Origin of the sequence: Kosakonia oryzendophytica (genome assembly GCF_900094925.1) — a bacterium.
Lineage (GTDB): Bacteria > Pseudomonadota > Gammaproteobacteria > Enterobacterales > Enterobacteriaceae > Kosakonia > Kosakonia oryzendophytica.
This window is the reverse complement of record NZ_FMAY01000021.1, coordinates 1-25,112: the sequence shown is the minus strand read 5'-3', so window position 1 is coordinate 25,112 and position 25,112 is coordinate 1. Positions and strand designations below refer to the sequence as shown.

Sequence of the window (25,112 nt, the reverse complement as noted above, 5' to 3'; positions counted from 1 at the left end):
CAGGTCGCCAGTATATACGCCTTACTCATACTCTGCGCGGCACATCGCCACCGTATCTTCGATCAGACGGCGCGCAACGGTGCCCGGCGGCGGCAACAGGGGTAAATCGTCATAACGATACCAGCCCGCATCCAACAGCTCTTTCGGGTCGATATGAATATCACCGCTGTCATATTCCGCCATAAACGCGGTCATCAGTGATTGAGGAAAAGGCCATGGTTGGGAAGTGACATAACGCAAATTTTTAACTTTAATGCCGCTCTCTTCCATCACTTCGCGGGCCACTGCCTGCTCCAGGGTTTCGCCCACTTCAACAAACCCGGCCAGCACAGTGTAAATCCCGTTACGATGACGCGTATGCTGCGCCAGAAGAATAGCGTCATCACGGCGGATGGCGACGATAATGCAGGGGGCAATTTGCGGATAGTAGCGCTCGCGGCAGTGATCACACAGCATTGCCCACTCGGTTTTGCTCGGATGCATGGTATGCCCACAGTAACCGCAGAACTGGTGTGAGCGGTAAAACTCCGCCAGTTGCACACCGCGCCCGGCCAGTTGGAACAGCCCGACGTCCTGATCAATTACCTGCCGTACGGATCCCATTTCCTGGCGGCGATTCTGGCGGATCATCCATACCGGTTCGCCCTGCCATTCGCCGATGTGAAGCGCGCTCTGCCCCACAAGATCGAAATTTCCTGCCTGCCCATGTGGTAATTCTCCACCGGGCAACCATAATTTTTGTTCATGGCTTACGATCCACCAGCCATGATCCCGTGCGTCAATAATACGTACCATTTGGTGCACTACCTTAGCTTCACTGGCATTTTGTTAACATTATTATTACATTTGGGTGAGCATTTTTTCACTTACATATTGCGGAGCCAATTATGCTAAACCAGTTAGAAAGCCTGACAGAGCGCGTTGGAGGAAGTAACACACTTGTCGACCATTGGCTGCTAGTACGTAAGCAACTTCTCGTTTCTTACTACAATCTGGTTGGCATTAAGCCTGGCAAAGGATCGTTCATGCAGCTTAATGAAAAAGCGCTGGACGATTTCTGTCACAACCTGGTGGAGTACCTCTCCGCAGGTCACTTCAGTATTTATGAACGCGTCATTCGCGAAATGGAAGGGAGCAGTCCACTTTTAATCGCTAACCAGCTCTATCCACTGCTGGAAGCCAACACCATCGAAATCATGAATTATTACGATACCAGCCTGGAAAACGCCATTGACGATGATAACTGTCTGGAATTCCAACAGGCGCTTTCCGACATCGGCGAAGCGCTGGAGGCCCGCTTCAGACTGGAAGACAAACTGATTGTGCTGGCCTTTGATAACAATCTCAAAGAGAGCGCCAATGACGAAACCGGCATGGCGCGCCCTGCTTGAATTCTTAAAAAGTAACGCGTAGTTTAAAAAGCAGTTCCCCGTCTGAGGGCGGGGGTTTTTCTTGTCGGAGTGCCTATCTCTCCACTACAGAATTCGCAATGCCGCGAAGCGGCGCGAAAGATGAAGTGGAAAAGGCTGAGACCGTTAATTCGGGATCCGCGGAACCTGATCGGGTTAAGACCTGCGAAGGGAACAAGAGTAATCCATTCACATCAACCACCCTTACGGGCGGTTTGTTGCCATTACTCCATCCGTCGTCTGACAAGCCATCTCCTTTTAATTCTGGAATGAGCTATGTCTGCAAAACTTACACGCCGTGAACAACGCGCCCAGGCGCAACACTTTATCGACACGCTGGAAGGCACCGCTTTCCCCAATTCACACCGTATTTACGTCACCGGTTCACGACCTGATATCCGTATCCCAATGCGGGAAATCCAGCTCAGCCCAACGCTGACTGGCGGTACAAAAGAGCACCCTCAGTTTGAAGAGAACGAAGCAGTACCGGTTTACGACACCTCCGGCCCGTATGGCGATCCGGCAATCGCCATCGATGTGCAGCAAGGTCTCGCGAAGTTACGCGCCCCCTGGATCGCCGCGCGTGATGACAGTGAAACGCTTGATGAACGCAGTTCAGCTTATACCAATGCACGTCTGGCGGACGAAGGCCTTGATGAGCTGCGCTTCAACGGGCTATTGACCCCGCGCCGCGCCAAAGCTGGTCAACGTGTTACCCAGCTACACTACGCCCGCAAAGGGATCATCACGCCGGAGATGGAGTTTATCGCCATTCGCGAAAATATGGGCCGCGAACGTATTCGTAGCGAAGTGCTGCGCAGACAGCATCCGGGTGAAGCTTTTGGCGCCCGCCTGCCGAAAAATATCACGCCAGAGTTTGTGCGCGATGAAGTCGCCGCTGGCCGCGCGATCATTCCGGCCAACATCAACCACCCGGAGTCGGAACCGATGATCATCGGGCGTAACTTTCTGGTAAAAGTGAACGCCAACATCGGTAACTCAGCCGTGACCTCGTCCATCGAAGAGGAAGTAGAAAAACTGGTGTGGTCAACCCGCTGGGGCGCAGACACGGTGATGGATCTCTCTACCGGGCGCTATATTCACGAAACCCGCGAATGGATCCTGCGTAACAGCCCGGTGCCAATCGGTACGGTACCGATCTACCAGGCGCTGGAGAAGGTGAACGGGATCGCCGAAGATCTAAACTGGCAGGCATTCCGCGATACGCTGCTCGAACAGGCGGAACAAGGGGTGGATTATTTCACTATCCACGCAGGCGTATTGCTGCGTTACGTCCCGATGACCGCGCAGCGCCTGACCGGCATTGTTTCGCGTGGCGGGTCGATTATGGCGAAGTGGTGCCTCTCCCATCATCAAGAAAACTTCCTTTACACTCACTTCCGGGAAATTTGTGAAATCTGCGCCGCATACGATGTTTCGCTGTCTCTCGGCGATGGCCTGCGTCCGGGTTCGATCCAGGATGCCAACGACGAAGCGCAGTTTGCCGAACTGCATACGCTGGGTGAACTGACCAAAATCGCCTGGGAGTATGATGTGCAGGTCATGATTGAAGGTCCGGGGCATGTGCCGATGCAGATGATCCGCCGCAATATGACCGAAGAACTGGAGCATTGTCACGAAGCGCCATTCTACACGCTCGGACCACTGACCACCGATATCGCGCCAGGTTATGACCACTTCACCTCCGGTATTGGCGCGGCAATGATTGGCTGGTTTGGCTGTGCCATGCTCTGTTATGTCACACCCAAAGAACACCTGGGCCTGCCAAACAAAGAGGATGTTAAACAGGGGTTGATCACCTACAAGATCGCCGCCCATGCTGCTGACCTGGCAAAAGGCCACCCTGGCGCGCAGATCCGCGATAACGCCATGTCGAAAGCCCGTTTTGAGTTCCGCTGGGAAGATCAGTTTAATCTTGCGCTGGATCCTTTTACCGCCCGTGCTTACCACGATGAAACCCTACCGCAGGAGTCCGGCAAAATCGCTCACTTCTGCTCAATGTGCGGGCCGAAATTCTGCTCGATGAAAATCTCGCAGGAAGTGCGCGATTACGCGGCGGTGCAGGCCATCGAAGTCGGGATGCATGATAAGTCGAACGACTTCCGCGCCCGCGGCGGGGAAATCTACCTGAAAAAGGAGGAAGCCTGATGTACCAACCCGACTTTCCTCCGGTACCGTTTCGTCTCGGGCTCTACCCGGTTGTGGACAGCGTTGAGTGGATCGCCCGCTTGCTGGAAGCGGGCGTGCGCACCCTGCAACTGCGTATCAAAGACAAACGCGACCCTGAGGTCGAAGACGATGTCGCTGCCGCCATCGCACTGGGACGCCGTTACAACGCGCGGTTATTTATCAATGACTACTGGCGGCTGGCCATAAAACACCAGGCGTACGGCGTACATCTTGGCCAGGAAGACCTGGAAACCGCCGACCTAAGCGCCATTCGCGCGGCGGGTCTGCGCCTGGGCGTCTCCACGCATGACGATATGGAGATGGATATCGCGCTGGCGGCACGCCCTTCGTATATCGCACTCGGCCATGTTTTCCCGACACAAACCAAACAGATGCCCTCCGCGCCACAGGGGCTGGAACAACTGGCGCGCCATATTGCGCGACTGGGAGATTACCCTACGGTCGCCATTGGCGGGATCAGCCTTTCGCGCGCAGCAGATGTGCTGGCGAAAGGCGTCGGCAGCATAGCGGTGGTCAGCGCCATCACCCAGGCCGCAGACTGGCGGCAGGCCACGGAACAGTTGCTGACACTTGCGGGGGTGGGAGATGAATGATCGCGATTTTATGCGCTACAGCCGCCAGATCCTGCTGGAAGATATTGCCATTGTCGGCCAGCAAAAGCTGCTTGCCAGCCGGGTGCTGGTTGTCGGCCTTGGCGGCCTCGGCGCCCCTGCAGCGGTGTACCTTGCCGGTGCAGGTATCGGCACGCTGGTGCTGGCGGATGACGATGCCGTGCATCTGAGCAACCTTCAGCGGCAGATCCTCTTTACCACCGACGATATCAATCAGCCAAAAACCCTGGTTACCGCACAGCGGTTGCAGCAACTCAACCCCGATATTGCACTGATTCCCCTGCAACAACGCTTACACGGCGAGGCGCTGCACCAGCAAGTTGCTCAGGCAGATGTAGTGCTGGATTGCAGTGACAATATGATCACACGACAGGCCGTCAACGCAGCTTGCGTCGCGCTGGAAACCCCGCTGGTTACTGCCAGCGCTGTCGGTTTTGGCGGCCAGCTCATGGTACTGACACCGCCCTGGCAGCATGGTTGCTATCGCTGCCTGTGGCCGGACGAAAGCGAACCGGAACGCAACTGCCGCACGGCAGGGATTGTGGGTCCGGTTGTGGGGATCATGGGTGCAATGCAGGCACTGGAAACCGTCAAATTGTTGAGCGGCATGCACACCACCAGCGGCGAACTGCGCCTGTTTGATGCCCGAACCAATCTCTGGCGAACCCTGGCACTACATCGCGCCAGCAATTGTCCGGTTTGCGGAGGGCAAGATGCAAATACGCTTCAATGACGAACCGATGCGCTGCACTTCCGGGCTTTCCATTGCCACGCTGCTTAACCAGCTCAACCAGTTAAAACCGGGCGTCGCACTGGCGTTAAACGAACAGATCCTGCCGCGCGAGCAGTGGGAAGACCATCTTGTGCAGGACGGCGATCGGATCCTGCTATTTCAGGTTATTGCAGGGGGCTGAGATGTTACGTATTGCAGATAAAACGTTTTCTTCACGACTGTTTACCGGTACGGGTAAATTCGCCGCGCCACAACTTATGATCGAGGCGATTCGCGCATCCGGCAGCGAACTGGTGACGCTGGCGATGAAACGGGTCGATCTGCGCCAGCACAGCGACGGTATTTTGCAGCCGCTGCGTGAAGCGGGCGTGACGCTATTGCCCAACACCTCGGGGGCAAAAAATGCGGAAGAGGCTATCTTTGCCGCACAACTGGCGCGGGAAGCACTCGGCACCCACTGGTTAAAACTGGAGATTCACCCGGATGCACGCTGGCTGCTGCCCGATCCGATAGAAACCCTGCGCGCCGCAGAGAAACTGGTGCAAATGGGTTTTGTCGTGCTGCCCTATTGCGGTGCCGATCCGGTCCTGTGTAAGCGGCTGGAAGAGGTGGGCTGCGCAGCGGTGATGCCGCTTGGCGCACCGATAGGATCAAACCAGGGGCTGGAAACGCGCGCAATGCTGGAGATTATCATCGAACAGGCCAGCGTACCGGTGGTGGTCGATGCGGGCATCGGCGCGCCCAGCCATGCCGCCCTGGCATTGGAAATGGGGGCCGATGCGGTGCTGGTGAATACCGCCATCGCCGTGGCCGACGACCCGGTCGCCATGGCACGCGCTTTCCGCCTGGCGGTAGAAGCCGGTTCGTTGGCGCGCGATGCCGTACCCGGCGCGCGGCAGCGTTACGCGACCGCCACCAGCCCGCTCACCGGTTTCCTGGAGAGTGCCTTATGACCACCTTTACCGAACGTTGGCGACAACTGAATTGGGACGATATTCGTCTGCGGATCCACAGCAAAACCACGGCGGATGTTGAGCGGGCGCTCCACGCACCACATATCACGCGAGAAGATTTGATGGCGCTGCTCTCCCCCGCCGCCAGCGACTTTCTTGAACCGATGGCGCAGCAGGCGCAAAAACTTACCCGCCAGCGTTTTGGCAACACGGTAAGCTTCTATGTGCCGTTATATCTTTCCAATCTCTGCGCAAATGATTGCACCTATTGTGGTTTCTCAATGAGCAATCACCTGAAACGCAAGACGCTGGATGAGAACGAGATTGCCCGCGAGTGCGCCGCGCTACGTGAGCTGGGGTTTGAGCATCTGTTATTGGTCACCGGTGAACATCAGGGAAAAGTAGGGATGGATTATTTTCGCCGCCATTTCCCTTCCATTCGCCGCCAGTTCGCTTCATTACAGATGGAAGTTCAGCCTCTCGCTCAGGAAGAATATGCCGAGCTGAAAACCCTCGGTCTGGATGGCGTCATGGTCTATCAGGAAACCTATCACCAGAGCATGTACGCAAAACATCATCTGCGGGGTAAAAAGCAGGATTTTATCTGGCGGCTGGAAACACCGGATCGACTGGGGCGTGCGGGGATCGATAAAATCGGTCTGGGGGCATTAATTGGTCTGAGCGACAGCTGGCGGGTGGACTGTTATATGGTGGCGGAACACCTGCTGTGGTTACAGCAACACTACTGGCAGAGTCGCTATTCCATTTCATTTCCCCGTTTACGGCCCTGCACTGGCGGTATTGAGCCGGCATCGATCATGGATGAACGCCAACTGGTACAAACCATCTGCGCCTTCCGCCTGCTGGCACCGGATGTCGAACTGTCACTCTCGACCCGCGAATCCCCCCATTTTCGCGATCACGTTATCCCGCTGGCTATCAATAACGTCAGCGCGTTTTCCAAAACTCAACCCGGAGGCTATGCGGATAATCACCCGGAGCTGGAACAATTCTCCCCGCACGATGGTCGGCGACCGCAAGACGTCGCCAGCGCGTTGATGGCGCGCGGGTTGCAACCGGTATGGAAAGATTGGGATAGCTGGTTGGGACGCGCGCCGCAAAAAAACAGCAACACGCTGATAACGGGGTAAAATTTTACGGTACATCCCGTAAAACCCGGATCGTGCAGTCGCGCCAGCGCTCCCGCTCCGGCATTATTCTTGCGTCAGGTTATCAGACTGACCGGAGCGGCTAAATCCCCTCATGGCCGCTCCGCTTTTCATTATTCCTTTTCATCACCGGTAAAATCGGTACGTCGCGAAAGAGCACAATATTTCGTCATGACCGATTTAGCAGGCGTTATAATCACCGCATAATAAATGCCGGTACGGCATGCATGTTCGATGTTGATGTAACCCTCATCTTTCCTCTAACCCCTTATACTTTACCTGCCACCTCAATGATGAATGATCAAGGATATGAAAATTCACAGTCGACAACTCTCGTTCACAACCCCGATTCTGTTGAGCTTCGCCGGGATTTTTGTGAGTTTTATCGTCATCGCTTTTTTGGTGACCTTCAGTCAGCAAAAGGAAATGCTGGAGAGATACCACGATATAAATCGTAACTTTACCCATAACCTGGCATTAAATTACACACAGTCGATCCTTCGCGAGAATGACTACATCCTGAACCGCGCCGCCACCTTCTTCGCCCAGGACGATCAATTGGACACCACGGTAACGGGCGATCGGGAACACGGGCTCAAATTACTGATGCAATTGCTGGCGCTGATGCCATCAGTCTCTTCGATTTCACTGGCTGATTCGCGTGGCGATCACCTCCGTGCTCCGCAGGTGATCGCCAATGCCGAGAGCGACCAGTTTGATGCCAGAACACGTCCGTGGTTTATGCATCAGGCGGAAGCCAGCATGTTTAACCACTACACCAGCGCCTATGAGGATTACTTTACCCACAATCCGACAGTCAGCATTTATAAGCCGGTGATCACGCCGGATGGCAAGCTTAAAGGTACGCTGGCTTTTCACCTCGACGTCGCCTCAATGAGCTTTACGCTGCGTACCACCCAATCGCCGATGCCCGGCGAATTTTTTATTGTTGACCGTGAAGGCAAAGCGATGCTGCATCCGGACAGTGGCGCGCTGTTCAAAACCTTCGTCAGACCGGAATTACTGTCAGCGATGACCAGTGGTGAAGGGATGGTCTACGACGAAAAAACGGCGACATGGTATTACTACTATTCCTTTACCAACCCGGACTGGTTCGCCATTTATAAGGTTTCCACCGCCACGCTTGATAGCCTGACCCGGCACTCCACGCTGATTGTTAGCTGGGGATTTGGTACTGCCGCCGTCCTGATCATCCTGTTTGGTCTGTATTTGCGCCACGCCTCACGTACGGTACTGATGAATATCATTGATTCGATAAACACCGGTGATGTAAAACGGGCACCAAAGCTTGAGGCCATGCTCAGTAAAGCCATCCTCAGCAATAAAGAGCGCGAGCAGTCCTGGGTGCGACAGGCAACCATAGATGCGCTAACTAACTGTAAAAACCGCCGTGCGTTCGATGGTGATATTGCTGCGCTGATGAATGATCACCAGCCATTTTCCCTGGCACTCGTGGATATTGATAATTTCAAATCCATTAACGATATCTGGGGCCATCTAAACGGCGATATCGTGCTGCGTAACGTCGCGCGGGAAGGGATTCAGGTGATGCAACCACACACCCTTTCGGTTTATCGCTACGGCGGTGAGGAGTTCGCGGTTCTTTTCCCACACACATCACTCACGGATGCGACTGCTTTGCTGGAGCAATGGCGCAAAAATGTAGAAGGCCGGAGCTGGCGTGAAGAAGGATTGACCGTCACTTTCAGCGCCGGGATTGGTGAGTGGCATATGGAGCCACTAGAGCAACTTATCGTCAGCGTCGACGAGGCGCTTTATAAAGCGAAACAGCAAGGTAAAAATCGGATCCTGCAAGTAAATAGCGGTTAATGCCACGAATGTCGCCGCACCTGTAACCGGTTTCACGAAAATCAGGGATTCTTTGTGATGCCATACACACAATCATGGTAAAGCGGTTGTTGAACCCGGCGATGCAGGATCATTATCACTTATCCCATCAACACCGAGGCTGACTATGAAAAACATCGTTTTATGTTGTGCTGCGGGTATGTCCACCAGCATGTTGGTGCAACGCATGAAAGACGCAGCGCAGAAAAAAGGCGTCGACGTTTCTATTAAGGCGGTTCCTGTCGCAGAATTTAAGGACGAGATTGCAACGGCAGATATCGTGTTGCTGGGGCCGCAAGTGAAATACGAGCAGGCAAAGCTGCAGGCGCAGGCGGAACCGCTGGGTAAAAAAGTTGCGGTTATCGATATGATGGATTACGGCATGATGAAGGGTGATGTCGTACTGGAAAAAGCCCTTAAATTACTGGAGTAAACGCATGGAAGAGTTAGAAACCATCATTATGGAGTTGCTGGTTAATGCCGGAGCCGCGCGCAGCCAGGCGCTGACGGCTCTGCAACTGGCGCGTAAAGGTGATTTTGACGGCGCGGAACAAGCGATGGAAGAGTCGCGAGAGTATGTGAAGGCTGCGCATAAAATACAAACGCAACTGATCGGATTGGATGAGGGCAGCGGCAAACTACCGGTCAACCTGATCACTGTCCATTCGCAGGATCACCTGATGAACGCGATGGTGATTCAGGATCTGGCCGGCGATATGATCGAATTGTTCCGCCGGTTGCCACTGCGCGACTGATCCTCTCTCTTTATGAAAATGCCTGCGCCGCGGGCATTTTTGTTGCTGCCAAAAGTGGTGACGTGTTTTACGTGTGAATTTATGGCACAACATAGCATTACGTTTTTACGCCATCCCGTACAGGTCTTCTATGCCCGCCGTACCGTTTCCTTTTTACACCTTCTCTATTCTGATAATTTTGCTGCTGAAGGTCTGCCTGCAACGCACATCGGGATACCGCAGCGCGGCAATATTTATTAGCGCCTGTGCGCTGTTGGTGTTCATGTCTGCGCTACGCTGGCAGTTCGATGCCGCTATTCTGCGTCAGATCCAGTCGATTGTTGCCATTGCGCTGCCGCCGTTGGCGTGGCGCTGCTTTGCACGTCTGACCACGCAAAACAGGCTGCAAAAATGCCCTCGCTACCTGATTGCTCCCCTGATCGCGTTGCTGCTCAACCTTGTCGCCCCAATGATGACGGATGCCATACTGATGCTGCTGTTCATTGGCTACGGCGGCGCATTGATTAGAACCGCGCGACAAGGGGCCGATGCCTTTATCTTCACCCATTTACAGGATGCCGGTCCCGCCTCATTAATGACGTTTATTGCTGGCTGTTTTCTCTGTTTTTCCGGTCTGACTGATTTAGTTATCGCCGTAGATTATGGCGTTTATCAAGGGCAACAAGCACCGCAGTTGGTGGCACTTTCCCAGGCGATTTTGCTGCCCTTTATCTGTCTGGCCATCGTCTACAGTTGGGAAAAAGTACCGCCTGTTCCCCCCCACATCGCAGAACCTGTCGAGGAAGATCGCCCTTGTGATGAGGAGGCCGAACATCTATGCCAGCGTATCGAAGCACGCATTAATGAAGAAAAGTGGTTTCTGCAAACCGATCTCACACTCAATGCACTGGCGCGAAAACTGGGCATCCCTGCGCGGCAAATCTCACAAGCCGTCAACCAGGTGCGCGGCTGCAACGTATCACAATGGATCAACCGCTTTCGCATCCATTATGCTCAGCGCTTACTGCGGGAGAGCCCGGCCCCGGTCACGGATATCATGCTGGACGCCGGGTTTGCGACGAAATCCAATTTCAACCGTGAGTTCACCCGTATTAGTGGGATGACGCCAACGGATTACCGGCACGCGGCGGTTGGTAATCCAGGGCCTGATTCAGAAAGGAGCTGATCTCTTTGAGCAGGTGGAGGTGAATCGCGTTACGGCTGAGCGTACCGCCATCTTCGCAGACAATCCCCTCACCAGGTGCTTCTTGCTCAATCAGCGCTGCCGCCCCTGGTTTACACATCTGCATAAAACTAAAGTGCGTCGCGCCTTCAACGCGGCGATAGCGCTGGCGGTCAGCAGGAATATACGTAGCCAGATACCCCGATTCCAGGCTGGCGGGCAGGGCGTCGCTATCCGCCTGCGCAGCCATAATCAAAACGGGAACCGTTATCTGCCGGAGGCTATCCGGACGGAAACCCCGCGCCAGCCCAAGATCCAGCGAAACCACTGCTTTAATGCGGGATTCACGTGCATCCGCCACCAGCTTGCTGGCAGCCAGAGGCTGGTCGATCCCCAGTTTTGCTGTCAATTTACACCCCGACAGGATCGGATGTTGCTGACAATCCGTGATAAAGCGCTGCGCATCAAAACGGGCTCCCGCCAGTTCCAGCACCGTCCAGCCCCCGAGCGAATGCCCTATCGCCGCAATACGTCGGCTATCCACCCGCCCGGCAAGAGCGGGAGTGGCGATCACCTTATTCATTACGTGCAGAAGATCCTGCGGGCGTAGCCACAGTTGCTGAGCATCCTGCGGATGCTGGTTACGTGTAGTCGTGCCGGGATGATCAACTGCGGCCACAATGTACCCTTGCAAGGCCATCCGTTGCGCCAGCCAGTTAAGGTTACGCCAGTTGCCACCATAGCCATGAGAGATCAGCAAAAGAGGATGCTCGCCCGATGTGGGTTCGGCATCGCGCAGTGCTCGTGTGCCGCTGAACGCGATATTGTCCCCTATCGTTTGTAATGCGCCATGTTGCAGAGTGGGATACCAGAGCGCAACCTCAAGGGGACGGGAACTCTCCTCATCCATACGCAACTGGCGAAAAGCAGTTTCGCTCCAGGCAGCACTGCTGAGCATAACCGTAAGAAACAGAACAAAAAGGCGTGACATATTGAGTACCAGGTTAATTAACACAGGCCTATTCTGGTCACACATGCCTGCAGTATGCGTCCTGGAACGCGATCGAGAACTCTTTTAACGGCGTTTTCATGAAATGCAGACATAAAAAAACCCGCCGAAGCGGGTTTTTTATTACAGGAACGATTACTCGTTGTCTGAGCCACCCAGACCTGCGTTCAGCAGTTCTGCCAGGCTCGCGCTTGCATCTTCCGCAGTTACCTGCGGTGCTGCCGGCAGTTCGCCAGCGGCGCGACGGCGCATACGATCCTGGTGGTACGCATAACCAGTACCGGCCGGGATCAGACGACCCACGATCACGTTCTCTTTCAGACCGCGCAGTTCGTCGCGTTTGCCCGCAACGGCTGCTTCGGTAAGCACACGCGTGGTCTCCTGGAACGATGCCGCGGAGATGAAGGACTCGGTAGCCAGAGACGCTTTGGTGATACCCAGCAGATCGCGTGCATACGTTGCACCGATTTTGCCGTTCGCTTCCAGTTCGCGGTTAGCGATCTTAACGCGAGAGTATTCAACCTGCTCACCTTCGAGGAACTCGGAGCTGCCCGCGTTCACGATGGTGGCTTTACGCAGCATCTGACGAACGATAACTTCGATATGCTTATCGTTGATCTTAACGCCTTGCAGACGGTAAACGTCCTGTACTTCGTTGGTGATATAACGCGTTACCGCGTGTACACCACGAAGACGCAGAATGTCGTGCGGCGCTTCCGGACCGTCGGAAACCACGTCACCACGTTCTACACGTTCACCTTCAAACACGTTGAGCTGACGCCATTTCGGAATCATCTCTTCGTACGGCTCGCTACCGTCAACCGGCGTGATCACCAGACGGCGTTTACCTTTGGTCTCTTTACCGAAGGAAATAATACCGCTGATTTCAGCCAGAATTGCCGGCTCTTTCGGACGACGTGCTTCGAACAGGTCCGCAACGCGCGGCAGACCACCGGTAATATCCTTGGTACCGCCGGATTCCTGCGGAATACGCGCCAGGGTGTCACCAGAGCTGATCTGAACGCCATCTTCCAACTGAACGATCGCTTTACCTGGCAGGAAGTACTGCGCCGGCATGTCGGTGCCCGGAATCAGAACATCATTGCCGTTAGCGTCAACGATTTTCAGCGCCGGACGCAGGTCTTTACCACCAGAGGTACGCTCTGCGGAGTCCAGAACCACCAGTGAAGACAGACCGGTCAGTTCGTCGGTCTGACGTGTAATGGTCTGGCCGTCGATCATGTCAGTGAAGCGGATGAAACCAGCCACTTCAGTGATAACCGGCATGGTATGCGGATCCCAGTTTGCAACGGTTTCACCGCCGGCAACCTGCTCACCATCACCTTTCGCCATCACGGAGCCGTAAGGCACTTTGTAGCTTTCTTTGGTACGACCAAATTCGTCGATCAATTTCAGCTCAGTGTTACGGGAGGTGATAACCAGTTTACCGCTGGAGTTAACAACCGTCTTCGCGTTGCTCAGGCGGATGCTACCTTTGTTTTTCACCTGGATGCTGGATTCAGCAGCCGCACGAGATGCCGCACCACCGATGTGGAACGTACGCATCGTCAGCTGTGTACCCGGCTCACCGATGGACTGCGCCGCGATAACGCCGATTGCTTCACCTTTGTTGATGATGTGGCCACGCGCCAGGTCACGACCGTAGCAGTGTGCACATACACCAAAGTCGGTGTCACAAGATACAACGGAACGCACTTTAACGGAGTCGACGGAGTTCGCTTCCAGCAAGTCACACCACTGCTCGTGCAGCAGCGTGTTGCGCGGAACCAGAATGTCTGCCGTACCCGGTTTCAGAATGTCTTCAGCTGTCACACGACCCAGAACGCGATCGCGCAGCGGCTCTTTAACGTCGCCACCTTCGATAACCGGCGTCATGGTGATACCTTCGAGGGTGCCACAATCGTCTTCGGTTACAACCAGGTCCTGCGCAACGTCTACCAGACGACGAGTCAGGTAACCGGAGTTCGCGGTTTTCAGTGCGGTATCCGCCAGACCTTTACGCGCACCGTGTGTGGAGATGAAGTACTGGAGTACGTTCAGACCTTCACGGAAGTTCGCGGTGATCGGCGTTTCGATGATGGAGCCATCCGGCTTCGCCATCAGACCACGCATACCAGCAAGCTGACGAATCTGGGCTGCAGAACCACGCGCACCGGAGTCGGCCATCATGTAGATGCTGTTAAAGGAAACCTGCTGCTCTTCAACACCGTCACGGTTAATCACGGTTTCAGTCTGCAGGTTGTCCATCATCGCTTTGGATACGCGATCGTTCGCCGCAGCCCAAATATCGATGACTTTGTTATAGCGTTCGCCAGCAGTTACCAGACCAGACTGGAACTGCTCCTGGATCTCAGCAACTTCAGCTTCCGCTTCGCTGATGATCTCGTGTTTTTTCGCCGGGATGACCATGTCATCGATACCAACGGATGCACCTGAACGCGCTGCATAAGCAAAGCCGGTGTACATCGTCTGGTCAGCAAAAATAACGGTCGGTTTCAGGCCCAGAATGCGGTAACAGGTGTTCAGCATTTTGGAGATGGCTTTCTTGCCCAACGCCTGGTTGACGATGGAGAAAGGCAGACCTTTCGGCACGATCATCCACAGAATCGCACGACCAACGGTCGTGTCTTTCAGGCTGGTTTTCGCAACGAATTCGCCGTTAGCATCTTTTTCGTATTCAGTGATACGCACTTTAACGCGCGCATGCAGAGAGGCCAGGCCAGCGCGATAGATACGCTCAGCTTCTTTCGGGCCAGTCAGCACCATGCCTTCGCCTTTGGCGTTAACACAGTCACGGGTCATGTAGTACAGACCCAGTACAACGTCCTGAGACGGAACGATGATAGGTTCGCCGTTCGCCGGAGACAGAATGTTGTTGGTGGACATCATCAGCGCACGCGCTTCCAACTGGGCTTCCAGCGTCAGCGGTACGTGAACAGCCATCTGGTCACCATCGAAGTCGGCGTTATATGCTGCACAAACCAGCGGGTGCAGCTGAATAGCTTTACCTTCGATCAGAACCGGTTCAAACGCCTGAATACCCAAACGGTGCAGGGTTGGTGCACGGTTCAGCAGTACCGGGTGTTCGCGGATAACTTCATCCAGGATATCCCAAACGACAGCTTCTTCACGCTCAACCATTTTCTTCGCGGCTTTGATGGTGGTGGCGAGGCCACGCAGTTCCAGCTTGCCGTAAATGAACGGTTTGAACAGCTCCAGCGCCATTTTCTTCGGCAGACCGCACTGATGCAGACGCAGGTACGGACCTACGGTGATAACAGAACGACCGGAGTAGTCAACACGCTTACCGAGCAGGTTCTGACGGAAACGACCCTGTTTACCTTTGATCATATCGGCCAAAGATTTCAGAGGACGTTTGTTGGAACCGGTGATCGCACGACCGCGGCGGCCGTTATCCAGCAGGGCGTCAACCGCTTCCTGCAGCATACGTTTTTCGTTGCGTACGATGATGTCCGGCGCCGCCAGATCCAACAGGCGTTTCAGACGGTTGTTACGGTTGATCACGCGACGGTACAGATCGTTCAGATCCGACGTTGCGAAACGACCACCGTCCAGCGGAACCAGCGGACGCAGGTCCGGCGGCAGCACTGGCAGAACAGTCAGGATCATCCACTCCGGTTTGTTACCAGACTGTACGAACGCTTCCAGCAGTTTGATACGCTTGGTCAGCTTCTTACGTTTGGTTTCGGAGTTAGTTTCGTTCAGCTCTTCGCGCAGTTGTTCGCATTCCTGCTCCAGATCCATGCTTTTCAGCAGGGCCTGAATAGCTTCGGCGCCCATTTTCGCGTCGAATTCGTCACCGAACTCTTCCAGCGCGTCCAGGTACTGTTCTTCGGTCAGGATCTGGTTACGTTCCAGATTGGTCATACCGCCTTCGATAACCACATAGGATTCGAAGTACAGAACGCGCTCGATATCACGCAGCGGCATATCCAGCAGCAAACCGATACGGGACGGCAGAGATTTCAGGAACCAAATGTGGGCGGTCGGAGACGCCAGCTCGATGTGGCCCATGCGCTCACGGCGCACTTTAGTCTGGGTCACTTCAACGCCGCACTTCTCACAGATCACACCACGGTGTTTCAAGCGCTTGTACTTACCGCACAGGCACTCGTAGTCTTTTACTGGCCCGAAAATACGCGCACAGAAAAGGCCGTCACGCTCAGGCTTGAACGTACGGTAGTTGATGGTTTCCGGCTTCTTAACTTCACCAAAAGACCATGAACGGATCATGTCTGGCGAGGCCAGAGCAATTTTGATCGCATCAAACTCTTCGGTTTTAGTTTGCGCTTTCAGAAACTTTAATAAGTCTTTCACGGATTTGCTCCCGTCGGAGTTAGCACATTCCGCTGCCGGGTTTTACCCCGGCAGCAGTGACCTGTTTGAGCGAGAATTACTCGTCTTCCAGTTCGATGTTGATACCCAGCGAACGAATCTCTTTCAACAGTACGTTGAAGGACTCTGGCATACCCGGTTCCATCTGATGGTTGCCGTCCACGATGTTTTTATACATCTTGGTACGACCGTTCACGTCATCAGACTTAACGGTAAGCATTTCTTGCAGGGTGTATGCTGCGCCGTAAGCTTCCAGCGCCCACACTTCCATCTCCCCGAAGCGCTGACCACCGAACTGCGCCTTACCACCCAGCGGCTGCTGAGTAACCAGGCTGTAAGAACCGGTGGAACGCGCATGCATCTTGTCATCAACCAGGTGGTTCAGTTTCAGCATGTACATGTAGCCGACGGTAACCTGGCGCTCGAATTGCTCACCGGTACGACCGTCGAACAGCGTGATCTGACCGGAAGTCGGCAGGCCACCCAACTGTAACAGTTCCTTGATTTCAGACTCTTTCGCACCGTCGAAGACCGGCGTTGCGATCGGCATGCCTTTACGCAGGTTTTCTGCCAGACGCAGAACCTCATCATCGCTGAAGGTGTTCAGGTCAACTTTCTGGCGAACGTCAGCGCCCAGATCGTAGGCACGCTGGATGAATTCGCGCAGTTTGGCGACTTCTTGCTGCTGCTTCAGCATGGCGTTGATCTTATCGCCAATACCTTTAGCAGCCATACCCAGGTGAGTTTCCAGGATCTGACCGATGTTCATACGAGACGGTACGCCCAGCGGGTTCAGTACGATATCTACCGGCGTGCCGTTTTCATCGTAAGGCATATCTTCGATCGGGTTGATCTTGGAGATAACACCTTTGTTACCGTGACGACCTGCCATTTTATCACCCGGCTGGATCTGACGTTTAACGGCCAGATACACCTTAACAATCTTCAGCACGCCCGGTGCCAGATCGTCGCCCTGAGTGATTTTGCGGCGTTTCGCTTCAAGTTTTTTCTCGAACTCGTGTTTCAGTTCGTCATACTGCTCAGCCAGTTGTTCCAGCTGATTTTGTTTCTCTTCGTCGGTCAGGCCCAGTTCCAACCAGCGGTCGCGCGGCAGTTTGTCGAGCTTATCAGCTTCAACACCGCCGGAAACCAGCACGCTGTGGATACGGCTAAACAGGCCAGCTTCGAGGATCTGCAGTTCTTCAGACAGGTCTTTTTTGGCCTGCTTAAGCTGCATTTCTTCGATTTCCAGCGCACGTTTGTCTTTTTCCACGCCATCACGGGTAAAGACCTGAACGTCGATAACAGTACCGGAGACACCGTTTGGTACGCGCAGAGAAGAGTCTTTAACGTCAGACGCTTTCTCGCCGAAGATCGCGCGCAGCAGTTTCTCTTCTGGCGTCAGTTGGGTTTCACCTTTCGGCGTTACCTTACCAACCAGAATGTCGCCGCCGGTCACTTCCGCACCGATGTAAACGATACCGGATTCATCCAGTTTGGAGAGCGCAGCTTCACCCACGTTCGGGATGTCGGCAGTGATCTCTTCCGGCCCCAGTTTGGTGTCACGGGACACGCAAGCCAGTTCCTGGATGTGAATAGTTGTAAAGCGGTCTTCCTGGACCACACGCTCGGAGACGAGGATGGAGTCTTCGAAGTTGTAACCGTTCCACGGCATGAACGCTACGCGCATGTTCTGACCGAGCGCCAGTTCACCGAGGTCGGTGGACGGACCGTCAGCCAGCACGTCGCCGCGCTCAATTGGCTCACCCAGAGAGACACACGGCATCTGGTTGATACAGGTGTTCTGGTTAGAACGGGTGTATTTGGTCAGGTTGTAGATGTCGATACCCGCTTCGCCCGGGTACATCTCGTCTTCGTTAACTTTGATAACGATACGGGACGCATCCACGTACTGAACGGTACCGCCACGTTTAGCAACGGCGGTAACACCGGAGTCAACGGCAACAGCACGTTCCATACCGGTACCAACCAGCGGCTTATCAGAGCGCAGAGTCGGAACCGCCTGACGTTGCATGTTCGCACCCATCAATGCACGGTTGGCGTCATCGTGTTCCAGGAACGGGATCAGGGATGCACCGACGGAAACCACCTGCTGGGTGGAAACGTCCATATAGTCAACCTGGTCTGCGCTGAACAGGCTCGATTCGCCTTTACTACGGCAGGTAACCAGATCTTCTGCGAAACGACCTTCTTCCGTCAGGTTGGTGTTCGCCTGAGCGATAACGTAGTTACCTTCTTCAATTGCAGAAAGGTAATGAATCTCGTCAGTTACAACACCGTCGGTCACTTTACGATACGGGGTTTCGAGGAAACCATATTCGTTAGTCTGCGCGTACACGGACAGGGAGTTGATCAGACCGATGTTCGGACCTTCAGGCGTTTCGATAGGACATACACGACCGTAGTGAGTTGGGTGTACGTCTCGAACTTCAAAGCCTGCGCGTTCACGGGTCAGACCGCCTGGGCCGAGTGCAGAGATACGACGTTTGTGCGTGATCTCAGACAGCGGGTTGTTCTGGTCCATAAACTGAGACAGTTGGCTGGAACCAAAGAACTCTTTCACTGCAGCGGAGATCGGCTTGGCGTTGATCATATCCTGCGGCATCAGGGTATCCAGATCGCCGAGAGACAGACGCTCTTTCACCGCACGTTCTACACGCACCAGGCCAACGCGGAACTGGTTTTCCGCCATTTCGCCCACGGAACGGATACGACGGTTGCCGAGATGGTCGATATCATCCACTTCACCGATACCATTACGGATACCGATGAGTTTTTTCATCACTTCGATGATGTCGTCGTTGCTCAGGATACCGGAACCTTCAATGCTGTCGCGCAGCAGAGAACGGTTGAACTTCATGCGACCAACGGCAGACAGATCGTAGCGGTCTTCAGAGAAGAACAGGTTCTCAAACAGGCTTTCAGCCGCTTCGCGCGTCGGCGGTTCACCCGGGCGCATCATGCGGTAGATTTCTACCAGCGCGCTCAGACGATCGTTGGTCGGGTCGACACGTACAGTTTCAGAAATGTACGGACCGTGGTCCAGATCGTTGGTGAACAGGGTTTCGATACGTTTATGACCAGACTGGCTCAGTTTTGCCAGCAGATCGAGCGACAGCTCCATGTTCGCCGGGCAAATCAGCTCGCCAGTGGATTCATCAATGTAATCTTTCGCAGCAACTTTGCCTGCGATGTATTCAACCGGTACTTCAATATGCTGAATCTCGTCTTTTTCCAACTGACGGATATGGCGCGCGGTGATGCGGCGGCCTTTTTCAACATACATTTTGCCGTTCGCTTCAATGTCGAAAGAAGCAGTTTCGCCACGCAGGCGTTCCGGCACCAGTTCCATCTGCAGCTTGTTGTCACGAATCTCAAAGACAACTTTTTCAAAGAACAGATCGAGAATCTGTTCAGTGGTGTAGTTCAGCGCACGCAGAATGATAGTGGCCGGCAGCTTACGACGGCGGTCGATACGAACGAACAGGTTGTCTTTCGGATCGAACTCAAAGTCCAGCCATGACCCACGGTAAGGAATGATACGTGCGTTATAAAGCACCTTACCAGATGAGTGGGTTTTACCCTTATCGCTGTCAAAGAAGACACCAGGGCTACGGTGCAGCTGAGAAACAATAACGCGTTCGGTACCGTTGATAACAAAGGTACCGTTGTCGGTCATGAGCGGGATTTCGCCCATGTACACTTCTTGCTCTTTGATGTCTTTAACAGTGCCTTCCGGCGCTTCGCGCTCGTAGATCACCAGACGCAGTTTTACGCGCAGCGGAGCAGAGTATGTTACGCCACGGATCTGACATTCTTTAACATCAAAAACAGGTTCGCCAAGACGGTAGCTGACGTATTGCAGTTCCGAATTGCCGCTGTAGCTTTTAATCGGGAACACGGAGCGGAAAGCCGCTTCCAGACCGTACTGCCCTTCAGGATCTTGCTCGATAAACTTCTGGAACGAGTCAAGCTGGATAGAAAGGAGATATGGGACATCCAGAACTTGTGGACGTTTACCAAAATCCTTACGAATACGTTTTTTCTCGGTATAGGAGTAAACCATAGGGTTCCTCAGCTCGCTGACAAGTCGACCCACTCTGTCCGTCGGTAGGACAGTTTATGCAACACTATTTTGTTGGACCGGAAAGTGGAGCACTTTCCGCAATGCTTGTTGCTATCACGCTTAAATCATTTCATTGCGGTTTACACAGAAGATCTCTTCTGCCGCAGTATATTAAGTCGTCGATAGAAACAAGCATTGTAAAGGTTACTGGCAGTCAAACAGTGTGAAACGCTGCCGGCACCTTACAGCGCAAAAAGGCTGGTGACCAAAAAGTCACCAGCCATCAGCCTGATTTCTCAGGCTGCAACCGGAAGGGTTGGCTTATTTAACTTCAACTTCAGCGCCAGCTTCTTCCAGAGATTTTTTCAGAGCTTCAGCGTCATCTTTGCTCACGCCTTCTTTCAGAGCGGCCGGAGCAGATTCTACCAGGTCTTTAGCTTCTTTCAGACCCAGGCCAGTTGCGCCACGTACTGCTTTGATAACAGCAACTTTGTTAGCGCCAGCGGCTTTCAGAATTACGTCGAACTCAGTTTTTTCTTCAGCAGCTTCAGCAGCCGGGCCAGCAGCAACAGCTACAGCGGCAGCAGCAGAAACACCGAATTTTTCTTCCATTGCAGAGATCAGTTCTACAACGTCCATTACGGACATAGCGGCAACTGCTTCAATGATTTGATCTTTAGTGATAGACATTTAAATTGTTCCTGAATATCAGAATAAGTTTATACGTAAGCGAATGCGTTACAAAGAATACTGCGATTAAGCAGCTTCTTTCGCATCGCGTACAGCAGCCAGAGTACGAACCAGTTTGCCAGCAGAGGCTTCTTTCATGGTTGCCATCAGGCGTGCAATTGCTTCTTCGTAGGTCGGCAGGGTTGCCAGGCGATCGATCTGCGACGCCGGGATCAACTCACCTTCAAAGGCAGCGGCTTTGACCTCAAATTTTGCATTCGCTTTCGCGAACTCTTTGAACAGACGAGCAGCTGCGCCCGGGTGTTCCATAGAGTATGCAATCAGGGTCGGACCAACGAACGCGTCTTTCAGGCACTCAAAAGCAGTACCTTCAACAGCACGGCGCAGCAGGGTGTTACGAACAACACGCATGTAAACGCCAGCTTCGCGACCTGCTTTACGCAGTTCGGTCATTTTATCTACGGTAACGCCACGGGAATCCGCAACAACCGCAGACAGCGCGCCTTTGGCTACTTCGCTGACTTCAGCAACAATCGCTTGTTTGTCTTGAAGATTTAAAGCCATTAGCTTTGCTCCTGGATGTTTGCCAGGGCTCATGCCCTGGAACTCACTTCACTCTTCTCAAAGAAAAGAGCGTCTTAATACGGTGAGCAGAAACAAGCCAAAGAGTACTTAAAAAATATTCTTCAGGTTCTGTCACCGTCTACGCAGGGAATTAAGCTTCTAACGAAACACCTGCGGTCTTCGACGGAGGCCTGGATAGGCCAGGCTCCAACGAACAAATCTCTTTTTTTACCAACTCGCGTTAGTAAAACATGGGGGGAAGATTGTAGACAAATCCACCACCCACGTAAAGGCGAATATTAGTTCGCTACTGCGCTCAGACCAGCCTGGTCGACCGCAACACCAGCACCCATGGTGGTGGAGATGCTAACTTTCTTGATGTACACGCCTTTCGCCTGAGTCGGTTTTGCTTTTTTCAGCGCAACCAGCAGGGCTTCCAGGTTTTCTTTCAGTTTGTCAGCGTCGAAGTCCACTTTACCGATGGTGGTGTGGATGATGCCGTTTTTGTCGTTACGGTAACGAATCTGACCGGCTTTAGCGTTTTTAACCGCTTCGGCAACGTTCGGCGTTACAGTACCAACTTTCGGGTTTGGCATCAGGCCACGCGGACCCAGAACCTGGCCCAGCTGGCCAACAACGCGCATTGCATCCGGAGAAGCAATAACAACGTCAAAGTTCATTTCGCCTTTCTTGATCTGCTCAGCCAGATCTTCCATACCTACCAGCTCTGCGCCAGCTGCTTTAGCAGCTTCAGCGTTCGGGCCCTGGGTAAATACGGCAACGCGAACAGAACGGCCAGTACCGTGCGGCAGTACAGTTGCACCACGTACGTTCTGGTCAGATTTACGCGCATCGATGCCGAGGTTAATAGCAACGTCTACGCTTTCTACGAATTTAGCGGTGGCCAGCTCTTTCAGCAGAGCAATGGCTTCGTTGATGTCGTACTGTTTGGTCGCATCAACTTTGTCACGGATCACGCGCATGCGCTTGGTCAGTTTAGCCATTTCTTAGTCCTCCACTACCAGGCCCATGGAACGAGCAGTACCTTCGATCGAGCGAGTCATCGCTTCAATGTCAGCACCAGTCATGTCCGCGGCTTTAGTCTGAGCAATTTCCTGCACCTGAGCGCGAGTCACTTTGCCCACTTTGTCTTTGTTCGGCTTGCCGGAACCAGACTTGATACCAGCCGCTTTTTTCAGCAGAACTGCTGCCGGAGGCGTTTTGGTAACGAAAGTGAAGGAACGGTCAGCGTAAACGGTAATAACTACCGGAATTGGCAGACCTTTTTCGATGGAATCAGTTTTGGCGTTGAACGCTTTACAGAATTCCATGATGTTAACACCCTGCTGACCCAGAGCCGGACCGACCGGCGGGCTCGGGTTTGCCATGCCAGCTGCAACCTGCAGCTTGACGTAGGCCTGGACTTTCTTAGCCATTGCAATTTCCTCGTTTGGGTATAGCGCCCCGAAAGGCTCCCCATGTTTAAATACGTTTTACGGATAGGGAATCCATAAAAACAAAAGGCGCGAAATTGTATGTCAATTTCGCGCCTTGTGCAACGTTTGATCGCCGAATATTTAGGCTTTTTCGACCTGACCGAAATCCAGCTCTACCGGGGTCGCACGACCAAAGATAGAAACAGAAACTTTCAGGCGGGACTTTTCGTAGTCCACTTCTTCAACCACACCGTTAAAGTCAGCAAACGGACCGTCATTAACGCGGACCATCTCGCCCGGCTCAAACAGCGTTTTCGGACGCGGCTTATCACCTACCTGCTGCAGGCGGTTCATGATCGCATCGACTTCTTTATCGCTAATCGGCGCTGGACGATCGGACGTTCCACCGATGAAGCCCATCACGCGCGGGACGCTGCGCACCAGGTGCCAGCTGGCGTCGTTCATCACCATCTGGACAAGTACGTAGCCGGGGAAGAATTTACGTTCGCTTTTGCGACGCTGGCCGCCACGGATCTCAACCACTTCTTCGGTCGGTACCATAACTTCGCCAAATAACTCTTCCATGTTGTGTAATTTGATATGCTCACGCAGCGATGTAGCTACGCGGCCTTCAAAACCGGAAAACGCCTGAACGACGTACCAGCGCTTTTTAGGAGCTTCAGACATCTCAGAACCTCAGGCCAGTGATAAAGGAAACCAGACGAACCAGAATACCATCCAGTCCCCACAGGATCAGTGACATGACTGCGGTTACCGCAGCCACGATCAATGTGGTGTGCAACGTTTCCTGACGAGTAGGCCAAATCACTTTACGTACTTCGGTTCTCGCTTCACGGGCAAAAGCAACGGTTGCTTTACCCTTCGTCGTCAACAGCGCGACACCACCTGCTGCAGCAATCAGAATAACAACTGCCAGCGCGCGGAGCGGCAGCATCATGTCACGATAAAGATAGTTGCCAACGATAGCCACGAGCAGCAGTACTGCAACAACAACCCACTTCATCGCTTCCAGGCCGCGCCCGCTCCCTTGAGCTTCGGTATTCGCACTCATAAACCAACCTGTCACAAGAATTCAGACAAACATTTTTGCCCCGCATAGGCGAGGCAACCAAACCGAAATGCTCTGGCGAGATTCGGACTAACGCCCTCTTCAGAGCCTGTCTCAGCAATGATTATGACAAAAAAAATCACTGATGAGCCAGGTTCTGGTTCGAAAGCGTACAAAAAGGGCATCAAATGATGCCCTCTTATTGCGCATTGCGTCAAATGTTATCAGCGATTAGCTGAGAACTTTTGCTACAACGCCCGCGCCAACGGTACGGCCGCCTTCACGGATTGCGAAACGCAGACCATCGTCCATCGCAATCGGGTGAATCAGGGTAACAACCATTTTGATGTTGTCGCCCGGCATTACCATCTCTACGCCTTCCGGCAGTTCGATGGTGCCAGTCACGTCAGTTGTACGGAAGTAGAACTGCGGACGGTAGCCTTTGAAGAACGGAGTATGACGGCCGCCTTCATCTTTGGACAGGATATAAACTTCTGATTCGAATTTGGTGTGCGGCTTGATTGAACCCGGCTTAGCCAGTACCTGACCACGTTCGATTTCTTCACGTTTGATACCACGCAGCAGAACGCCTACGTTCTCACCAGCACGGCCTTCGTCCAGCAGTTTGCGGAACATTTCAACGCCAGTACAGGTGGATTTCGCGGTGTCTTTGATACCAACGATTTCAACTTCTTCACCTACTTTGATGATACCGCGCTCTACACGACCGGTAACAACGGTACCACGACCGGAGATGGAGAATACGTCTTCGATCGGCAGCAGGAACGGCTTGTCAATCGCACGTTCTGGTTCCGGGATGTAAGAATCCAGGTGGCCAGCCAGTTCGATGATTTTCGCTTCCCACTCTGCTTCGCCTTCCAGCGCTTTCAGTGCAGAACCACGAACGATCGGAGTGTCGTCGCCCGGGAAATCGTACTGAGACAGCAGTTCACGAACTTCCATCTCAACCAGTTCCAGCAGCTCTTCGTCATCAACCATGTCACATTT

22 protein-coding genes and 1 riboswitch are annotated in these 25,112 nt (G+C 53.6%); of the genes, 11 read left to right on the top strand and 11 right to left on the bottom strand.

Features of this window, described 5'->3' with window-relative positions:
• Positions 1–21: 21 nt before the first annotated feature.
• Entirely contained in the window at positions 22–795 is a 774-nt protein-coding gene (nudC, locus tag GA0061071_RS22560) for an NAD(+) diphosphatase (RefSeq protein WP_061498975.1), read from the bottom strand.
• A 92-nt stretch (positions 796–887) separates the two neighbouring features.
• On the opposite strand from nudC, the gene GA0061071_RS22555 reads away from it, so the two are divergent.
• From GA0061071_RS22555 to GA0061071_RS22505, 11 genes are all read left to right on the top strand, one after another.
• Complete coding sequence (locus tag GA0061071_RS22555; RefSeq protein WP_061498978.1) at positions 888–1,391, top strand: Rsd/AlgQ family anti-sigma factor; 504 nt, start codon at positions 888–890, stop codon at positions 1,389–1,391.
• Between the two features lie 55 nt (positions 1,392–1,446).
• Positions 1,447–1,600, top strand: a riboswitch (TPP riboswitch).
• An 85-nt stretch (positions 1,601–1,685) separates the two neighbouring features.
• Complete coding sequence (gene thiC / locus GA0061071_RS22550) at positions 1,686–3,578, top strand: phosphomethylpyrimidine synthase ThiC (RefSeq protein WP_088237700.1); 1,893 nt, start codon at positions 1,686–1,688, stop codon at positions 3,576–3,578.
• Positions 3,578–4,213 carry a thiamine phosphate synthase gene (thiE, locus tag GA0061071_RS22545; RefSeq protein ID WP_088237701.1) on the top strand — a complete coding sequence of 212 codons (636 nt, stop codon included), beginning with the start codon at positions 3,578–3,580 and terminating at the stop codon, positions 4,211–4,213. Before thiC ends, thiE begins: the two co-directional genes overlap by 1 nt.
• Complete coding sequence (locus GA0061071_RS22540; RefSeq protein WP_061498989.1) at positions 4,206–4,964, top strand: HesA/MoeB/ThiF family protein; 759 nt, start codon at positions 4,206–4,208, stop codon at positions 4,962–4,964. Before thiE ends, GA0061071_RS22540 begins: the two co-directional genes overlap by 8 nt.
• Positions 4,945–5,145: a sulfur carrier protein ThiS gene (gene thiS / locus GA0061071_RS22535; protein WP_061498992.1), complete on the top strand. Its 201-nt coding sequence runs from the start codon at positions 4,945–4,947 to the stop codon at positions 5,143–5,145. Before GA0061071_RS22540 ends, thiS begins: the two co-directional genes overlap by 20 nt.
• 1 nt (position 5,146) lies before the next feature.
• Complete coding sequence (gene thiG / locus GA0061071_RS22530) at positions 5,147–5,917, top strand: thiazole synthase (protein WP_061498994.1); 771 nt, start codon at positions 5,147–5,149, stop codon at positions 5,915–5,917.
• Positions 5,914–7,068: a 2-iminoacetate synthase ThiH gene (thiH, locus tag GA0061071_RS22525; RefSeq protein WP_088237702.1), complete on the top strand. Its 1,155-nt coding sequence runs from the start codon at positions 5,914–5,916 to the stop codon at positions 7,066–7,068. The genes thiG and thiH overlap by 4 nt, the downstream gene beginning before the upstream one ends.
• A gap of 327 nt (positions 7,069–7,395) precedes the next feature.
• Positions 7,396–8,937 (top strand): sensor domain-containing diguanylate cyclase, encoded by a 1,542-nt coding sequence (locus tag GA0061071_RS22520; protein ID WP_088237703.1) that lies wholly within the window; start codon positions 7,396–7,398, stop codon positions 8,935–8,937.
• A 145-nt stretch (positions 8,938–9,082) separates the two neighbouring features.
• The gene (locus tag GA0061071_RS22515) at positions 9,083–9,388 is read left to right on the top strand and encodes a PTS sugar transporter subunit IIB (RefSeq protein WP_061499003.1); all 306 of its coding nucleotides are present in this window, start codon (positions 9,083–9,085) and stop codon (positions 9,386–9,388) included.
• 4 nt (positions 9,389–9,392) lie between these two features.
• A complete protein-coding gene (locus tag GA0061071_RS22510; RefSeq protein ID WP_088237704.1) occupies positions 9,393–9,710 on the top strand; it encodes a PTS lactose/cellobiose transporter subunit IIA in 318 nt (105 codons plus the stop codon).
• Between the two features lie 130 nt (positions 9,711–9,840).
• A complete protein-coding gene (locus GA0061071_RS22505) occupies positions 9,841–10,875 on the top strand; it encodes a helix-turn-helix domain-containing protein (RefSeq protein WP_088237705.1) in 1,035 nt (344 codons plus the stop codon).
• Here the strand turns inward: GA0061071_RS22505 and GA0061071_RS22500 are convergent.
• From GA0061071_RS22500 to GA0061071_RS22445, 10 genes are all read right to left on the bottom strand, one after another.
• A complete protein-coding gene (locus tag GA0061071_RS22500) occupies positions 10,802–11,863 on the bottom strand; it encodes an alpha/beta hydrolase family protein (protein ID WP_061499011.1) in 1,062 nt (353 codons plus the stop codon). The genes GA0061071_RS22505 and GA0061071_RS22500 overlap by 74 nt on opposite strands.
• 153 nt (positions 11,864–12,016) lie before the next feature.
• Positions 12,017–16,240: a DNA-directed RNA polymerase subunit beta' gene (gene rpoC / locus GA0061071_RS22495; protein WP_061499014.1), complete on the bottom strand. Its 4,224-nt coding sequence runs from the start codon at positions 16,238–16,240 to the stop codon at positions 12,017–12,019.
• Between the two features lie 76 nt (positions 16,241–16,316).
• Positions 16,317–20,345, bottom strand: coding sequence for a DNA-directed RNA polymerase subunit beta (gene rpoB / locus GA0061071_RS22490; RefSeq protein WP_061499017.1), 4,029 nt, complete (start codon positions 20,343–20,345; stop codon positions 16,317–16,319).
• A gap of 321 nt (positions 20,346–20,666) precedes the next feature.
• Entirely contained in the window at positions 20,667–21,035 is a 369-nt protein-coding gene (gene rplL, locus GA0061071_RS22485) for a 50S ribosomal protein L7/L12 (RefSeq protein WP_035890291.1), read from the bottom strand.
• A 66-nt stretch (positions 21,036–21,101) separates the two neighbouring features.
• Positions 21,102–21,599, bottom strand: a complete 498-nt coding sequence (gene rplJ / locus GA0061071_RS22480) for a 50S ribosomal protein L10 (protein ID WP_038865708.1) — start codon at positions 21,597–21,599, stop codon at positions 21,102–21,104.
• A 299-nt stretch (positions 21,600–21,898) separates the two neighbouring features.
• Entirely contained in the window at positions 21,899–22,603 is a 705-nt protein-coding gene (gene rplA / locus GA0061071_RS22470) for a 50S ribosomal protein L1 (RefSeq protein ID WP_061499020.1), read from the bottom strand.
• A gap of 3 nt (positions 22,604–22,606) precedes the next feature.
• Positions 22,607–23,035 (bottom strand): 50S ribosomal protein L11, encoded by a 429-nt coding sequence (gene rplK / locus GA0061071_RS22465; RefSeq protein WP_002438627.1) that lies wholly within the window; start codon positions 23,033–23,035, stop codon positions 22,607–22,609.
• Positions 23,036–23,176: 141 nt separating this feature from the next.
• Entirely contained in the window at positions 23,177–23,722 is a 546-nt protein-coding gene (gene nusG, locus GA0061071_RS22460) for a transcription termination/antitermination protein NusG (protein ID WP_007665882.1), read from the bottom strand.
• A 1-nt stretch (position 23,723) separates the two neighbouring features.
• Complete coding sequence (gene secE / locus GA0061071_RS22455; protein ID WP_003033128.1) at positions 23,724–24,107, bottom strand: preprotein translocase subunit SecE; 384 nt, start codon at positions 24,105–24,107, stop codon at positions 23,724–23,726.
• Between the two features lie 228 nt (positions 24,108–24,335).
• A partial coding sequence (locus tag GA0061071_RS22445) for an elongation factor Tu (RefSeq protein WP_139109694.1) occupies positions 24,336–25,112 on the bottom strand: 777 nt, incomplete at its 5' end.

Bases quoted from the DNA above. Each gene is read 5' to 3' on its own strand.
- thiG (WP_061498994.1), top strand. From the start codon at position 5,147: ATGTTACGTATTGCAGATAAAACGTTTTCTTCACGACTGTTTACCGGT.
- secE (WP_003033128.1), bottom strand. From the start codon at position 24,107: ATGAGTGCGAATACCGAAGCTCAAGGGAGCGGGCGCGGCCTGGAAGCG.
- GA0061071_RS22515 (WP_061499003.1), top strand. From the start codon at position 9,083: ATGAAAAACATCGTTTTATGTTGTGCTGCGGGTATGTCCACCAGCATG.
- rplA (WP_061499020.1), bottom strand. From the start codon at position 22,603: ATGGCTAAACTGACCAAGCGCATGCGCGTGATCCGTGACAAAGTTGAT.
- rplK (WP_002438627.1), bottom strand. From the start codon at position 23,035: ATGGCTAAGAAAGTCCAGGCCTACGTCAAGCTGCAGGTTGCAGCTGGC.
- thiC (WP_088237700.1), top strand. From the start codon at position 1,686: ATGTCTGCAAAACTTACACGCCGTGAACAACGCGCCCAGGCGCAACAC.
- GA0061071_RS22510 (WP_088237704.1), top strand. From the start codon at position 9,393: ATGGAAGAGTTAGAAACCATCATTATGGAGTTGCTGGTTAATGCCGGA.
- nusG (WP_007665882.1), bottom strand. From the start codon at position 23,722: ATGTCTGAAGCTCCTAAAAAGCGCTGGTACGTCGTTCAGGCGTTTTCC.
- rplL (WP_035890291.1), bottom strand. From the start codon at position 21,035: ATGTCTATCACTAAAGATCAAATCATTGAAGCAGTTGCCGCTATGTCC.
- GA0061071_RS22540 (WP_061498989.1), top strand. From the start codon at position 4,206: ATGAATGATCGCGATTTTATGCGCTACAGCCGCCAGATCCTGCTGGAA.
- thiS (WP_061498992.1), top strand. From the start codon at position 4,945: ATGCAAATACGCTTCAATGACGAACCGATGCGCTGCACTTCCGGGCTT.
- GA0061071_RS22500 (WP_061499011.1), bottom strand. From the start codon at position 11,863: ATGTCACGCCTTTTTGTTCTGTTTCTTACGGTTATGCTCAGCAGTGCT.
- GA0061071_RS22520 (WP_088237703.1), top strand. From the start codon at position 7,396: ATGAAAATTCACAGTCGACAACTCTCGTTCACAACCCCGATTCTGTTG.
- thiH (WP_088237702.1), top strand. From the start codon at position 5,914: ATGACCACCTTTACCGAACGTTGGCGACAACTGAATTGGGACGATATT.
- rpoB (WP_061499017.1), bottom strand. From the start codon at position 20,345: ATGGTTTACTCCTATACCGAGAAAAAACGTATTCGTAAGGATTTTGGT.
- nudC (WP_061498975.1), bottom strand. From the start codon at position 795: ATGGTACGTATTATTGACGCACGGGATCATGGCTGGTGGATCGTAAGC.
- GA0061071_RS22555 (WP_061498978.1), top strand. From the start codon at position 888: ATGCTAAACCAGTTAGAAAGCCTGACAGAGCGCGTTGGAGGAAGTAAC.
- GA0061071_RS22505 (WP_088237705.1), top strand. From the start codon at position 9,841: ATGCCCGCCGTACCGTTTCCTTTTTACACCTTCTCTATTCTGATAATT.
- rplJ (WP_038865708.1), bottom strand. From the start codon at position 21,599: ATGGCTTTAAATCTTCAAGACAAACAAGCGATTGTTGCTGAAGTCAGC.
- thiE (WP_088237701.1), top strand. From the start codon at position 3,578: ATGTACCAACCCGACTTTCCTCCGGTACCGTTTCGTCTCGGGCTCTAC.